General features: G+C 70.3%; 16 protein-coding genes. 11 read left to right on the forward strand and 5 right to left on the reverse strand.

The window, feature by feature from the left end; all coding sequences use genetic code 11:
* The first annotated feature begins 52 nt into the window (after positions 1–52).
* From IEZ20_RS30875 to IEZ20_RS30905, 7 genes are all read left to right on the forward strand, one after another.
* Entirely contained in the window at positions 53–544 is a 492-nt protein-coding gene (locus IEZ20_RS30875) for an Asp23/Gls24 family envelope stress response protein (protein WP_189304758.1), read from the forward strand.
* 84 nt (positions 545–628) lie between these two features.
* On the forward strand, positions 629–796 hold the full coding sequence (locus IEZ20_RS30880; RefSeq protein WP_030645371.1) for a hypothetical protein: 168 nt from the start codon (positions 629–631) through the stop codon (positions 794–796).
* A complete protein-coding gene (locus tag IEZ20_RS30885; RefSeq protein ID WP_189304760.1) occupies positions 793–1,200 on the forward strand; it encodes an Asp23/Gls24 family envelope stress response protein in 408 nt (135 codons plus the stop codon). Before IEZ20_RS30880 ends, IEZ20_RS30885 begins: the two co-directional genes overlap by 4 nt.
* 112 nt (positions 1,201–1,312) lie before the next feature.
* A complete protein-coding gene (locus tag IEZ20_RS30890; RefSeq protein ID WP_308434706.1) occupies positions 1,313–1,939 on the forward strand; it encodes a DUF6286 domain-containing protein in 627 nt (208 codons plus the stop codon).
* 27 nt (positions 1,940–1,966) lie between these two features.
* Complete coding sequence (locus IEZ20_RS30895) at positions 1,967–2,575, forward strand: alkaline shock response membrane anchor protein AmaP (RefSeq protein WP_189304765.1); 609 nt, start codon at positions 1,967–1,969, stop codon at positions 2,573–2,575.
* An 89-nt stretch (positions 2,576–2,664) separates the two neighbouring features.
* The gene (locus tag IEZ20_RS30900; protein ID WP_099054839.1) at positions 2,665–2,820 is read left to right on the forward strand and encodes a DUF6131 family protein; all 156 of its coding nucleotides are present in this window, start codon (positions 2,665–2,667) and stop codon (positions 2,818–2,820) included.
* A 349-nt stretch (positions 2,821–3,169) separates the two neighbouring features.
* On the forward strand, positions 3,170–4,411 hold the full coding sequence (locus IEZ20_RS30905) for a PP2C family protein-serine/threonine phosphatase (RefSeq protein WP_189304767.1): 1,242 nt from the start codon (positions 3,170–3,172) through the stop codon (positions 4,409–4,411).
* A 62-nt stretch (positions 4,412–4,473) separates the two neighbouring features.
* Here IEZ20_RS30905 and IEZ20_RS30910 read toward each other — a convergent pair whose 3' ends face one another.
* Positions 4,474–5,079: a DUF5994 family protein gene (locus tag IEZ20_RS30910; RefSeq protein ID WP_189304769.1), complete on the reverse strand. Its 606-nt coding sequence runs from the start codon at positions 5,077–5,079 to the stop codon at positions 4,474–4,476.
* Between the two features lie 353 nt (positions 5,080–5,432).
* Here IEZ20_RS30910 and IEZ20_RS30915 point away from each other — a divergent pair, with 353 nt between their 5' ends.
* The 3 genes from IEZ20_RS30915 (at position 5,433) to IEZ20_RS30925 (ending at position 8,501) form a co-directional block, all read left to right on the forward strand.
* On the forward strand, positions 5,433–6,125 hold the full coding sequence (locus IEZ20_RS30915) for a DUF5994 family protein (RefSeq protein WP_189304771.1): 693 nt from the start codon (positions 5,433–5,435) through the stop codon (positions 6,123–6,125).
* 123 nt (positions 6,126–6,248) lie between these two features.
* A complete protein-coding gene (locus IEZ20_RS30920) occupies positions 6,249–7,112 on the forward strand; it encodes a slipin family protein (RefSeq protein ID WP_229896351.1) in 864 nt (287 codons plus the stop codon).
* A 120-nt stretch (positions 7,113–7,232) separates the two neighbouring features.
* A complete protein-coding gene (locus IEZ20_RS30925; RefSeq protein ID WP_189304773.1) occupies positions 7,233–8,501 on the forward strand; it encodes an ATP-binding protein in 1,269 nt (422 codons plus the stop codon).
* 38 nt (positions 8,502–8,539) lie between these two features.
* Here the strand turns inward: IEZ20_RS30925 and IEZ20_RS30930 are convergent, their stop codons facing one another.
* The 4 genes from IEZ20_RS30930 to IEZ20_RS30945 all read right to left on the reverse strand — a co-directional run bounded on the left by IEZ20_RS30930 (position 8,540) and on the right by IEZ20_RS30945 (position 11,548).
* Positions 8,540–9,028: a DUF5994 family protein gene (locus IEZ20_RS30930; RefSeq protein WP_189304775.1), complete on the reverse strand. Its 489-nt coding sequence runs from the start codon at positions 9,026–9,028 to the stop codon at positions 8,540–8,542.
* Positions 9,029–9,312: 284 nt separating this feature from the next.
* Complete coding sequence (locus IEZ20_RS40815; RefSeq protein ID WP_373304000.1) at positions 9,313–9,837, reverse strand: hypothetical protein; 525 nt, start codon at positions 9,835–9,837, stop codon at positions 9,313–9,315.
* A gap of 6 nt (positions 9,838–9,843) precedes the next feature.
* Entirely contained in the window at positions 9,844–10,380 is a 537-nt protein-coding gene (locus IEZ20_RS30940) for a DUF5994 family protein (RefSeq protein ID WP_189304777.1), read from the reverse strand.
* 190 nt (positions 10,381–10,570) lie between these two features.
* Complete coding sequence (locus IEZ20_RS30945) at positions 10,571–11,548, reverse strand: magnesium transporter CorA family protein (protein WP_189304779.1); 978 nt, start codon at positions 11,546–11,548, stop codon at positions 10,571–10,573.
* A gap of 248 nt (positions 11,549–11,796) precedes the next feature.
* Here IEZ20_RS30945 and IEZ20_RS30950 point away from each other — a divergent pair, with 248 nt between their 5' ends.
* On the forward strand, positions 11,797–12,849 hold the full coding sequence (locus tag IEZ20_RS30950) for a fatty acid desaturase family protein (RefSeq protein WP_189304781.1): 1,053 nt from the start codon (positions 11,797–11,799) through the stop codon (positions 12,847–12,849).
* Positions 12,850–13,178: the final 329 nt, after the last annotated feature.

The following is a 13,178-nucleotide window of genomic DNA, read 5'->3' on the forward strand; positions in this document are numbered from 1 at the left end:
ACTTTCGACGGGCATCATTCCGGTGTCCGGCCGACCGATCGAGGCGACCGCCATGACGGACAACATCACCAGCGTCGGCGGGGGCAGCCGGTCCGAAACAGGCGTGAGCGCGCTCAAGGGCCGCACCGGGGCCGGGGCTCCGGCCGAGACACGGGGCAGGACCACCATCGCGGACGGTGTGGTGGCCAAGATCGCGGGCATGGCCGCCCGCGAGGTACCGGGCATCCACAGCCTGGGTGCGGGGATGGCCCGCGCCTTCGGCGCCATGCGCGAACGCGTCCCCGGCGCAGGCGGAGGCGGAGCGGTCACCCGCGGCGTCAAGGTCGAGGTCGGGGAACGGCAGGCCGCGGTGGACCTGGACGTCGTCGTCGAGTACGGCGTCTCCATCGTCGACGTCGCGGGCGGCGTACGCACCAACGTCATCAGCGCCGTGGAGCGGATGACGGGCCTGGAGGTCGTCGAGGTGAACATCGCCGTCGACGACGTCCATCTGCCTGACGACGAGGAGGAACAGACCGAACCGAACGAGGGCCGCGTGAGGTGACCGCTGCCAGGAGCACCGCCGTGTCCTCGGGCCCGAGCGGATGATCACGGCGAGAGGGACGCTCGCGAGACGGGTGAGTGCGAGATGAACACAGCAACGACGGGACTCGCGGCCGGCATGGCCCTCGGCTTCGCCGGCTACTTCGGCGGCTTCTGGGCCTTTCTGCTGGTGCTGGTCCTCGGTGCGGCGGGGCTGATCGTCGGCCTCGTCGTACAGGGCGACCTGGACCTCCGGACACGGAGGCAGCGGTGAAGACCCGGCCCGGTTCCCCTGGCGAGGGGTCGGGCCCGCCGGCGCCGGCCGCCGGGCTGCCGCCCCCGGCCGAGCGGGGCGCCACCGTCATCCCCGACAGGGTGGTCGCCCGTATCGCCGCCCAGGCCGCACGCACGGCTCAGTCCCGGCGCGCCGCCGTACCACCCGACCGCGGCGGACCGGCGGCACCCCACGCCTCCGCCGCCGTCCGTACCGGATCGGTGCGCCTGCATCTGACCATGGACCTGCCCTACCCCACGGACATCCCCCGTGTCTGCGAGCGGATCCAGCGGGACGTCGCCGAACGGGTCGCCCAGCTGACCGGGCTGCGAGTGGGAGAGGTCCTCCTCACCGTCCGGCGGCTGGTGACCGCCACCGACTCGAGCCGGGGGCGGGTCCGGTGAGCGGCCGGGCGGCCCGGGTCATCGGGCACGCCGTGCAGGAAGGGCGATCGTGATGACATCCGGTCCACGTCCCCCGGGCCGCGGCTCCGCGTCGTCGGCGCACCGTGCCGCAGTGCCGCTGACGAAGGAGCCCGATCCTCCCGAACGCGACGTGTCCACCTCGGACCTGACAGCCGGTGAGCGCGGAGGAGGGCACCGAACCCGTCGCAAGTGGTCGGCGCGCAGCGTCACGGCGGCGCTGGTCGCCGCGGTGATCCTCGTGGCCGCGGTCGCGACGCTCGTCGACGTCGTCGCCGTACGGGCGGGACGTCCGGCCGCGGCCTGGCGACGGCACCTGGCCGACGAACTGGCGACCCGCCCGGTGGACGACGTGTGGATGTTGACGGGAGCCGCCGTGGCCGCCGCCGTCGGCGTCTGGCTGATCGTCCTGGCCCTCACCCCCGGTGAGCGCCGCTGGCTGCCCCTGCGCTCACCCGCCGGCTGCCCGCGAATGCGGGCCTTTCTGGAGCGCGACGGCGCCGCCGCCCTGCTGCGCGACGCCGCCATGCGGGTCCCCGGAGTCGGCGCGGCGCACGTCCTGGTGCGCCGCCACCGCATCAAAGCCCGCGCGGACGTCCGCTTCCGCGACCCCCGACAGGTGAAGGACGACCTCACCGCCGTCCTCGGCGAGGAACGCGACCGGCTGGCCCTCGCCCGTCCTCCCCGCATCGCCGTACGGGTGCGGCGACGCACCCGCTGACACAAGACCGCAGCACCGGAGCCCGCCATGACGCCGCGATCCGCACTCAACCGCACCCTGCTGGCCCTCGCCGGACTGGTCCTCCTCGGCGGCGGACTGCTCATCCTCTTCGCCGGGCTCGACCTCTACCGGCGGCACGATCTGGCCCCACCCGCCGGCTGGCCCCTGACCACCCCGGCCGACGTCCTGCTCGGCTCCGCCGACCGGGCCCGCTGGAGCAGCCAGGGCTGGTGGTGGTGGCCCGCGGTCATCGCCGCCCTCGTCGTCGCGGCTCTGCTCGCCCTGGGGTGGCTGCTCGCCCAGCTGAGCCGACGTCGCCCCGGCTCCCTGCCCGTCGGCGGCACACCCCCACAGGAGGGCGTCGAACTGCGCGACCGCGCACTCAGCGAAGCGATCGCGAACGAAGCCGGTGCCCTGCCAGGGGTAGGCCGTGCGGCCGTACTCATCACCGGCCGACCGGGCCGGTACCGCACCCGCATCAAGCTCACCCTCACCCCCGAGGGCACGCCCGGCGCCACTCTCGGTGCCCTGTGCGAAGGCCCGATCGGCACCGCACGTCGGTCCACCGGCCTCACCGACATGCCCACCGAGGTCCGGCTACAGGTCAGCCGCCACGGACCACACCGCGTGGAGTAAGGAGGAGAGAGATCGGCCGTTCCCGCCGACGCCCTTGCGGCCCACAGCAGTTCACGGGCGCGTCGGCACCACTCCCCGAAGGAGAAACTATGATCATCCTGGGCGTCATTCTGCTCGTCGTCGGCTTCCTCACCGGCCTGTCCATCCTGTGGACCATCGGGATCATCCTGCTGGTCGTCGGAGCCATCCTGTGGATCCTCGGCGCGATGGGACACGCCGTCGCCGGTCGACGCCACTACTGGTAGGCGGGATCGTTGCCCAGCAGGGCAGTGATCCATGCTGCGGGCAGGCCGGCAGACGGCGCGGACCCCACCCGGACGGCCACGGCGGCGGACGACGACGGCGGAGAGGTCGATCCGCCTGAGGCCGCCGCCGGTGCGGCCAGCCGCCGCGGCTCGGAGCGCGGGGCGGCCGGTGGCCGTTGTGCCGGTCCTCGCCGCACGAGCGCACGGCCGACTCGTTGGGGAGTCGGTGGATCGGCCCCCACGGTCCGGGCGGAAGTTCCCCACGCGTCGGCCCGTGAGTCTCCGTCGGGAGTTCGTATGCACAGCACCTTCGTGAGGATCCGCCCGAACGTCCCCCGGGGCCACGGCGATGGCGGACGGTGAGCGGCAAGGACCTGCGGAAGGCTCCACCCGGTCGGAGCGCTTCGGGGAGGAGTTTCTGGGAGTCCTGCTGGACCAGGGGCACGAGTTGCCGCCGCACCAGCTCGGTCCGCTCGTCGCACGGCAGACCGGCAGGCTCGACGGCCGCGAGACCTCGCTCTTCCTGCAGGACTACGGCCAGGTGTGGCTCGTCCCCCTGCCAGGTGACGGGCTGGTGGCCGGGGAACCGCAGCCGATCGACGGCTCCGATGCCGGTCGTGCCTTCCAGGAGGCGCGTCCCGTAGAGGTGCCGCGGGCCGGCGGTGTGCGGGTCTATCTGCCCCTGCTGGACGGTGGCGACCAGATGGGCGTCCTGGCCGTCACCCTGGACCGCCTCCACGACGACGAGCGACGGCTGCTGCGCAGGCTCGCCTCACTCGTGGCCGACATGCTGGTGACCAAGCACGGATACACCGATCTGTTCTTCCGGCTGCGCCGCAGGGAACCGATGAGTGTGGCGGCGGAGATCCAGTGGTCGCTGCTGCCACCGCTGACGATGTCCACGCCCCGGGTCGAGCTGGCCGGGATGCTGGAACCCGCCTACGACGTGGCCGGCGACAGCTTCGACTACGCCCTCAACGGCGATGTCCTGCATGTGGCCATGGTCGACGCGATGGGCCACGGACTGGATGCCGCCACGATGGCCACGGTGGTCATCGGAGCGTACCGGCATGCCCGGCGCATCAGCGTCGGCCTGTCGGAGATCTATGCGTTCATGGACCGGGCCGTCGCCGAGCAGTTCGGCCCCGACCACTTCGCGACCGCTCAGATGATGCGGCTCAACACGGCAACGGGCAGACTTCAGTGGGTCAACGCCGGACATCCCTCTCCTCTGCTGATCCGTGGACACCGTGTCGTAGGACGGCTGCAGGGCCCGACGACGCTGCCCGTCGGCTTCGGCGGTCACGATCCCCGGATCAGTGAAGTGGCTCTCACCCCCGGCGACCGGATCCTGTGCTTCACCGACGGACTGATAGAGGAGCGCGATGTCGGCGGTGAGGAATTCGGTGAGGAGCAGCTCATCGGGTGGGTGAACCGCCTCGAGCCCACGGCGCAGCAGATCCGGACGGTGGCGCGCTCCCTCTCCCACACGCTGCAACGGGCGCGGGGCGGGATCACCACGGACGATGCGACGCTCCTGCTGATCGAATGGCACGGGAGCACCACCGACCACCTCGCACTGCCGGAGTGAGCCGGCCTCCCACCCCCAGGGAAAGGCCGACGGCACGCAGCCTTTCCCCCACCGCCGATCTCTCACACTCCTGCTGCCGCGGTGGGCCCGTGACCGGTGACCGGTCCGTCAGGAGTGCGTGAGGCGGGGTGGGGGGCGTCGTGTCCGCCTTCGGAGTCCCAGACCGCCTCCCCGAGCGAGTCCGAGTCGGCCGCTGCCTCTGCCGCGGCCCGGAAACGTTCGGCCTCATGGATCAGGCCGGTCGCCGTGAGGCCCCGTGACGGGTCGGTGGCCGCGGCCATGAGCCGGGTCGCGGTGGCCGGGGCTGTCTCCGGTGGGATCACCAGCAGGTCCCAGCGGCCGAAGGTGTGGGCCAGCAGCAACAGCGTGTGCGGATCCTGCCCGGCGTTGGACCAGCCGACGCGCACCATGTGGCCGTGCGCGGGCACTTCTCCCGGAACGACCGGCCAGAACGTGCGGCTCACCGCTACCCGGGTGATCCGCCCCCACAGCCGGTCGAGACATTCGACGAGCGCCGGGAGCTGCTCCGTCAGGTTGCGCGAACGGGGCCACCAGGCACCGTTGATCAGGGCCGCAGGGGTGCCGGCCGGCGCCAGCGTGAGTCGGAGCGGTGACGAAGAAGGGGCCCGGCCTCCGACTGCGGGTGTGAACGGAATGGTCGCGGTCATGGCGGGGGCCCAACCCCGGGCCGGTCACGGCCGGCCCGGCTATCATGAATCGCCGAGAGCGACCCGGCGTGGAAGCCGATGTACGAGATACTCTCGGTAATCACCGGGATACTCCCCGCCCACGCCCGGCGGACCGATGCGGAGCGACGGGTTGAACGGAATACGAGGAAAACCTCCCGCGCACTACATCCGAGGAGTCCGGCCAGGGCATGCGAGCCGTCGGGCGTGAGACCGGTCCGGTAACCGGCGTACGACGTGCCCGGGCGCCCTCAGCCCACTTCCCGCCGGTATCGACAGCCGCTTCACCGAATGCGGCGGCGTCTCCACAACCGCCCCGGCGTGTGCGGAGTACCGTGGACAGCACCGAGGGCATTTCGCACACCGGCTTCCACGCCGGGTCGTTCTCGGCGAGAGACGAAACCCGGGTCGTCGCCAAGGCGGCCCGGAGACGGGTCCGCATCATGTCGGCGACCTTGCACCAAGCCCTGCCACACCACGAGCCCGTCGCAGCCCCGGCCGCGCGTCTCGCGCTGAAGACCGACGGCCCGTCGCGCGGCCTCCTGGACGGTGCCTGGGGGCCCCGTTCCCGGGACCTGCTGAGCGAGCTGCCCGCACTGACCGATGTGCTGGACCCTCTGTGGGGCCGCATCACCCGCATCGCCGTCAACCCGAAGTACTGGCCGGTCATCCCGCACGAGATCCCCGTGGGCGGTCACGTCGTCAAGGCCGGATGGTTCACCCCGGAGATCGACCCGCACAAGCTGCTGCTGCTCTCCTACGGCACCGGCCGCTGGGACCTGCTGGTCATCCCGCCCGAGACCGAGACGGAGTCGGCGGCCCGCCTGATGGCGGCTGCGTCCGACTACGACGGCCCACCGCTGACCGCAAGCGCTCTCATGGCCGCGGACGAGACCCGGCACGCCGTCTCCGCCGCCGACCGGCCACTCGAACCGGACGAGGCAGGGAAGTACGAGGAGGACGGCCCCGCCTCCACGGCCGTTCCGGCACGGACGGGTCGCGCCAGTCGCCTGGTCATCGGTATGTGAGACGGCCGCACGACCGGTGCCTTGCCGGGTTTCGGCCCTGCCTCGCGAACCGGCGCAGGCACATGCAGGAGGCTCGACCGGCGGATCCCCGCCCCCCGTGGTCCTCGTCCCCAGGAGCAGCACATGCAAGCACTGATCGTTCCCATCGTCGTGATCGGCCTCCTGGCCGTCCTGGCCCTCGCCCTGTCCGTGAAGGTCGTCAAGCAGTACGAGAAGGGAGTGCTGTTCCGCTTCGGCCGACTTCTCGGAACACGCTCACCGGGGCTGCGGTTCATCATCCCGTTCGTCGACGTCCTGCACCGGGTGTCGCTGCGGGTCGTCACCATGCCGATCCAGTCCCAGGGCATCATCACCCGGGACAACGTGAGCGTGGACGTGTCGGCGGTCGCCTACTTCCGGGTCGTCGACGCCGTGAAGTCGGTCGTCGCCGTGGAGAACGTCAACGCGGCGATCAACCAGATCGCCCAGACCACCCTGCGGAAGGTCGTCGGCCGGCACACGCTCGACGAGACGCTGTCGGAGACGGACCGTATCAACCTGGACATCCGCCAGATCCTCGACGTCACCACCGTCGACTGGGGTGTGCAGGTCACGCTGGTCGAGCTCAAGGACATCCAGCTGCCCGACACCATGAAGCGCGCCATGGCCCGCCAGGCCGAGGCCGAGCGGGAGAAGCGAGCGAAGATCATCAACGCGGAGGGCGAGTCCCTGGCCGCAGCCGCGCTCGGCGACGCCTCGGACACCATGATGGCTCACCCCCTGGCGCTTCAACTGCGCAATCTCCAGAGCCTGGTGGAGATCGGTGTCGACCAGAACACCACCGTCGTCTTCCCGGCCCCCCTCATGAGCACGATCGGCGAGCTCGGCTCCTTCCTCGCCCGGGAAACCGCGGCCGCCGCACCCGCCGCGGCAGCGCCACCGGCCGGCACCGGCCGCACCGACACGTCCCTCAGCCCGGCAGGCAGCGCACCCGGCACCGCGGCATGAAGCCAGACCACGGCCAGAGCGATCCGTGGCACCAGGGAGGATTCGTGACCGTCGCCTGTCGCGCGCGTCCTCCGGGCACCGGCTGATGATGGGGGTACGGCCGAACACGCGGAGCTGATCATGACGGGTTGGCGGGTCAGGGACTACACCCAGGACGATCTCGAAGCGGTGATCCGTGTCGACATGCAGAGCGGCACGACCGAGGAGCCGCCGCTCTTCCCGCTCTCGGACGCCGTGACGGCCCTCCAGACCCGCCACCCGGCCGTGGTGGCCACGGCCGACGACGTGCTGATCGGCGCCGCGGTGAGCAGGGTGGAGGGCGAACGGGCATGGATCCTGCGCATCTGCATGGCGCCCGGCTGGCGGCAGCGCGGGCTGGGGAGTGCCCTGATCACCGCCCTTGAGCAACGGCTCTTCGCCGCCGGCGTCCGCGCGGTGCACGCCGCCCTGCCCGAGGGCGAGACCGGTGCCACCGCCCTGCGCAACTGCGACTTCGGCGCCCGCCCCGGGCTGGTCTTCTTCGAGAAACGCGGACCGGTGACCCCGCAGTCGGCCGGCACGCTGTCCTCGCTCGGAGCGGAGCTGCCGCCAGGGGGGCTCTGGCAGAAGGTCGCGGGCATGCAACGGGAGAAGCGGCTCATCGAGCGGCGCCTGGTCCTGCCGCTGGCCCATCCCGAACTGGCCGCCCAGCACGGAGTGGAACCGCCACGGGCGGTGATGCTGTTCGGCCCGCCCGGGACCGGCAAGAGCACGTTCGCGCACGCGATCGCCAGCCGCCTGGGATGGCCCTTCCTCGAACTGTTCCCCGCCCGTCTGGCCGCCGAGTACGGCCTGGCGACCGGGCTGAACCGGCGCTTCGACGAGATCGCCCGGCTCGACCACGTCCTCGTCTTCATCGACGAGGTCGAGGAGGTCGCCGGCGAACGCGGCGGCGCGGACGCGACCGCTGTCGGCGTCGTCAACGAACTGCTCAAGGCGATCGTCCGGTTCCGAAGCCAGGACGGACGGCTGCTCGTCTGCGCCACGAACAACGTGACCACGCTCGACTCCGCGTTCCTGCGGCACGGCCGCTTCGACTACGTGCTGCCGATCGGCCCTCCCGACCACACCGCCAGGACCGCGCTGTGGGAGAGCTACCTGGCCCGAGCAGGCGCACGGGCCGACAGCGCGGTACTCGCGTCCGCCAGCGAGGGGTTCACCCCCGCCGACATCGCCCACGCGGCACGCACCGTCTCCCAGGCCCAGTTCGAGCGCACCTTCGACACCGGAACCCGGACCACCCCCACCACCGACGACTACCTGGACACGATCCGCGACACCAAGCCCACGGTCAGCGCCGCCATGGCCCGGGAATTCGCCCAGCAGACGGAGGAGTTCGCCCGCATCTAGCGTCCAGGCCGGTGGAGAGTCGATCTGCGACGGACGTGTCAGGCCGGCGCAGGTGGCCTGTCGCTGCCCGTTTCGATGAGGATCTGCCTGGCCTCGGTGACGTTGTCGGCCCGTACGGCCCTGGCCATCGCGGCGCGTGCCGCGTCGGGCTGCGTGTCCGGAGGTACCAGCATCAGGGAGAAGTGGTCCCGGTCGCCTCGGGTGATGAGGACGGTGTCGTCACCGACCGGGAAGGAGTCGATGTGCACGACCCGGTCATCGACCGTCACCCGGGTCGGCAGTTCGTCCCAGGCGCTGCCGTCCAGACCGACCCGGGTGATGGGCCCGAGATGCTCGGTCAACGCGGAGATCAGCGAGGGAAGCTCGGCACCGATGTCCCGGGACCGCGGCCACCATGCGCCGTCCAGGATTCCCTCGCGTGCGTGTGTGGTCTCCAGCCGCAGCAGGGCCGTCCCGGGGTGCACCGACCGGTGGACGGCGTCCGGCAGGAACCTGGGGAGGTGGTCGGGGGTGTCGGAGTCGGTCATGGTGTCCGCCCGTCCCGTAGAGAGCAGTGCGACCGCAGGGCGTGCGACCACGATACGACCCTGCTACCTCACGGTACTCCGCACGACGCGCCCGCGAGCGCTTCGCCGCAGGCGCGGTTGCGGAAACAGGCAACGGCTCCGGCGTATACCCGCCGGAGCCGCCCTTCCGGGTCATTGCACGTGAGCGTGCGCCGACCCGCTTTCCAGGTTACGTCAAAGGGACTAATCCGCCATAAGCAATCCTTGCGAGGGTTCACTTCGGTCCGAGAAGCCGACGCGGCGGTTCAGCCACGCCCTTCCTCTTCCGTCTCCATCTGCCGGATCCCCTGGTGCGTCAGCGTGATCATCCCGGGCGTGTTGCCCCTCTCCCAGTCCACGACGACCCAGCCTTCACCTGCCAGGTACATACAGGCAGCGGCCATGTCCTGCTCAGGGATACCCAGGTCCGTGCGGAGCTTCGCCCCATCGACACCCAGGAGGCGATTGCCCTCGGCGGCCTGGTACAGAGCCTGCATGATCCTCTCGCGGTACGTCTTCCGGTCCCGCAACATCGCCATGACGCGCCTTCCTCTACTGCCCACGGTCGGGCCGAAGCCGATGTCATCCGCGGTCGCCGTCGCGGTGGGGCGCGTCGGAACGGTCGCGTCCACCGACCGACGGTGTCTCCGGGGCCGACGCCCGATCCCCGGCAGAACATCGCTGTAGTGGAAGGCAGCGATCCGTTCGGCGTGCTGGCCGTTGAGCCGGTGGATCAGAACGACTCCGACGGCGATCAGGACGAGCAGCACGGCCACGGCGATGACGAGCATGGGATCTCACCTCCGCCGACCGGCGGGCGAAGGCCCTGCCGAGCCGATGGGCCGGGGCAGGGACGACGGTCGACCTGCTCCGCCGTCGGCTTCCCAGGCTTCTTCCCTGATTCGTGCATCGATCCTGTCTGCTGCTTGCTCCCGGGCCGAGGCATCGACGCCGTCGCCGGCCATCAGCTGCGCGGCAACATCCGCACCGGTTTCCGGCGGAATCACCAGCACGTCCCGGCGGCCGTCAGCGGAGAAAAGAGTGAGTCTGTGGGGATCCTGTTCCTCGGTGGACCAGCCCACCTGCACGGTGCGCCCGGCGTAGGACACCCAATGCGGCAGGACGGGCCAGTAGGCCGGGTGCACGGTGACACCCGTGATACGACCCCAGAGATCGCCCAATGCGGCCGTCAACGACGGCAGCTCACGGGTGAAGGCACGGGAGCGAGGCCACCACGTACCGTCCAGCCCGCCCGGCGCGGGCGTCAGGGACAGCCGGGCCGGCTGCGGCGGCGCACATCTGCTCGATGTCGTACGGTCAATGGTCACAGCCATGTCGCGGACCTGTCCCCGGGCTCGTGGGTGCGGCCCGGCGCTGTCGATCACCGGGAACGGCACCCGCGGCGGAGCCGGTGCGCGAAGAACTCCCGGTGTCTTCAACACTACTCCGCTCACCGGTCCGAAAAGCCCGGGATGACCAGGCAGTTTCCTGCCATCGGGACCTGGTCGCCGGTGCCGATGCCGGTCAGAGCCAGTCCTTGCGCTTGAACGTCAGATACAGCAATGCGGACAGGAGCACGATGACGGCGGCGGAGGTGACGAATCCCGACTCACGGCCGAAACCGGGATAGGGGAGGTTCTGGCCGTAGTAGCCGGTGATCGCGGTGGGTACGGCGATGATCGCGGCCCAGCTCGTCACCTTCTTCATGATCAGGTTCATGCGATTGGCCTGGACCGAGAGGTTCGTCTCCATGACCGAGGCCACCAGGTCCCGCAGTGACTCCGTCCACTCGGTGGCACGCAGCACGTGGTCGTAGACGTCCTGGTAGTACGGGGCGAGAGGGTCGTTGATCAGGTGCAGGCCGGGGCGCATGAGGGTGTTGACCACCTCACGCATCGGGAGCACGACGCGGCGCAGCTGGACGAGCGACTTGCGTAGTGCGAAAACCCGGCGCTGCACGGCTTCGATCTCACGGCGCCCGGCCGCGAAGAGCAGACCCTCCAGTTCCTCGATGCTGTCGTCCAACTGCTGGACCGCGGCGAAGTGGCCGTCCACGAGATGGTCGAGCAGACCGTGCAGCAGGAATCCGACGCCGTGGCCGGCCAGGTCCGGGCTCTCGTCCCAGCGGGCGACGACGTCCTCGATGTCGAGACCGTCGTCCTTGCGGACGGTGATCATGGCCTGGCTGGTGAGAAATACGGCGATCTCGCTGTACGTCAGTTGCGCACCGTCCGGGCTGACGGTCACGGCGTAGGCGCTGAGAAACTCGTGGGTGCGATAGCGGTCGAGTTTCGGCCGCTGTCCATGGTGAGCGGCGTCCTCCAGAGCCAGTTCGTGGATGCCGAACTCCTGACCGAGCATGGTGAGTTCAGCGGCTCCGGGCCGGTGCAGGTCCAGCCACAGGACCGACGCCGGATCAGCGAGATGCGCAGAGACGTCACTGGCGGGAAAGCCCTCCAGGACCAGAGTGCCGTCGTGATACAGCCGGGTACGCGTCACCATGGCCCGAGGCTAGTGTCTTATACCCCTGTCATGCCGCTTCGCCCCGATTGCCAGCGCGGCAGGTTCATCGACAGCAGCCACCCTCCGTGGGGGCCTTACGTCAAAGCCCGCGACATCCGGAGCTCCGACCGACGAGCATCGGGTGCCGGTCCGAAGGCAGGGATGTGGGTACCCGGCTGCCGCATCGCATCCGGCCTACACCGCACGACCGGATGCGGCCCGTCAGCCGGGAAGGACACTCCGAGACCATGACCACGCATACCCCGCGCCGTCGCCCGCCTCCCCCCGCAGGTGGCAGTGATTTCGCCCGCCTGTCGAAGAAGATCGCCGAGGCCGGCCTGATGAACCGGCGCCCCGGCTATTACACCGTCCGGTCCATCGTCGTGGCCGTCGCCTACGCCGGGGGCTGGAGCGCGTTCGTCGTCATCGGCGCCGGGTGGTGGACCCTGGCGCTCGCCGCGTTCCTCGCCGTGATGTTCGGGCAGGTGGCTCTGCTCGCCCACGACGTCGCGCACCGCCAGGTCTTCCGCCGGCGCCGGCCCAGCGAGACGGCCGGCCGCATCGCCGGGGCCGCGATCGGGATGGGCTACGGATGGTGGCAGGACAAACACACCCGCCACCACGCCAACCCCAACCACGAGGACCTCGACCCCGACATCGCCCCGGACCTGCTGGTGTGGTCCCAGGACCAGGCCCGCGCCGCGACCGGACTGCCGAGGATCATCGGCCGTCGGCAGGCGTTCCTCTTCTTTCCCCTGCTCCTGCTCGAAGGGGTCAACCTTCATGTCTCCAGCGCGCGAGCACTGGGCAACCGCGCCCTGAAGAACCGCGCCCTGGACGGCACGCTGCTCTACGGGCACACCGCCGCCTACCTGACCGCAGTGTTCATCGTCCTCCCGCCCGGCATGGCGATCGCGTTCCTGGCCGTCCACCAGTGCCTGTTCGGCCTGTACCTCGGTTGTCTGTTCGCCCCCAACCACAAGGGCATGCCGATCCTGACCGGCAAGGACCGCCCCGACTTCCTGCGCCGCCAGGTCCTCACCGCACGCAACGTACGCGGCAGTTGGTTCACCGACCTCGCCCTGGGCGGCCTGAACCACCAGATCGAACACCACCTGTTCCCCAGCATGCCCAGCCCGCACCTGCGCAGGGCCCGGCCCATCGTCCGCCGCTACTGCCAGGACTTGGGAGTCGACTACCTGGAAACCGGACTGATCGCTTCCTATCGGCAAGCGCTCGCCAGTCTCCACCGAGCAGGAGCGCCACTGCGACGAGCCCGTATCAGCAGCGCCCGAGCATGACGCACCGGCGCCGACGGTAGATGATCTCGCCGCCCTGTCTGAACCAGGAGGCAATCCCGTCGAACCGCTTGCATGAGTCGGCAGCTGTAACGCATCCAGATGCCCTTGCCGTACTCCAGCGCCTTTTCCCGGTGCCCGGCTGAAGTGATCCGGTGAGACCCAGCGGCTGGAACAGCCCCGTCGGCTTCCCGGCGCGGCTGCGTCGTCTTACGGCTCCCCTCCCAGATGGGCGCAATCGCAAATCCAGCGTCCCGCGAGCATCGCAGGAGCGCGCACTGTGTGCGGAGCCGAACGCGGTCATGCGCGCAAGCACAGTCGAGATCACGGCG

The organism is Streptomyces cinerochromogenes, from assembly GCF_014648635.1.
In the GTDB taxonomy this organism is placed as follows: Bacteria; Actinomycetota; Actinomycetes; order Streptomycetales; family Streptomycetaceae; genus Streptomyces; species Streptomyces cinerochromogenes.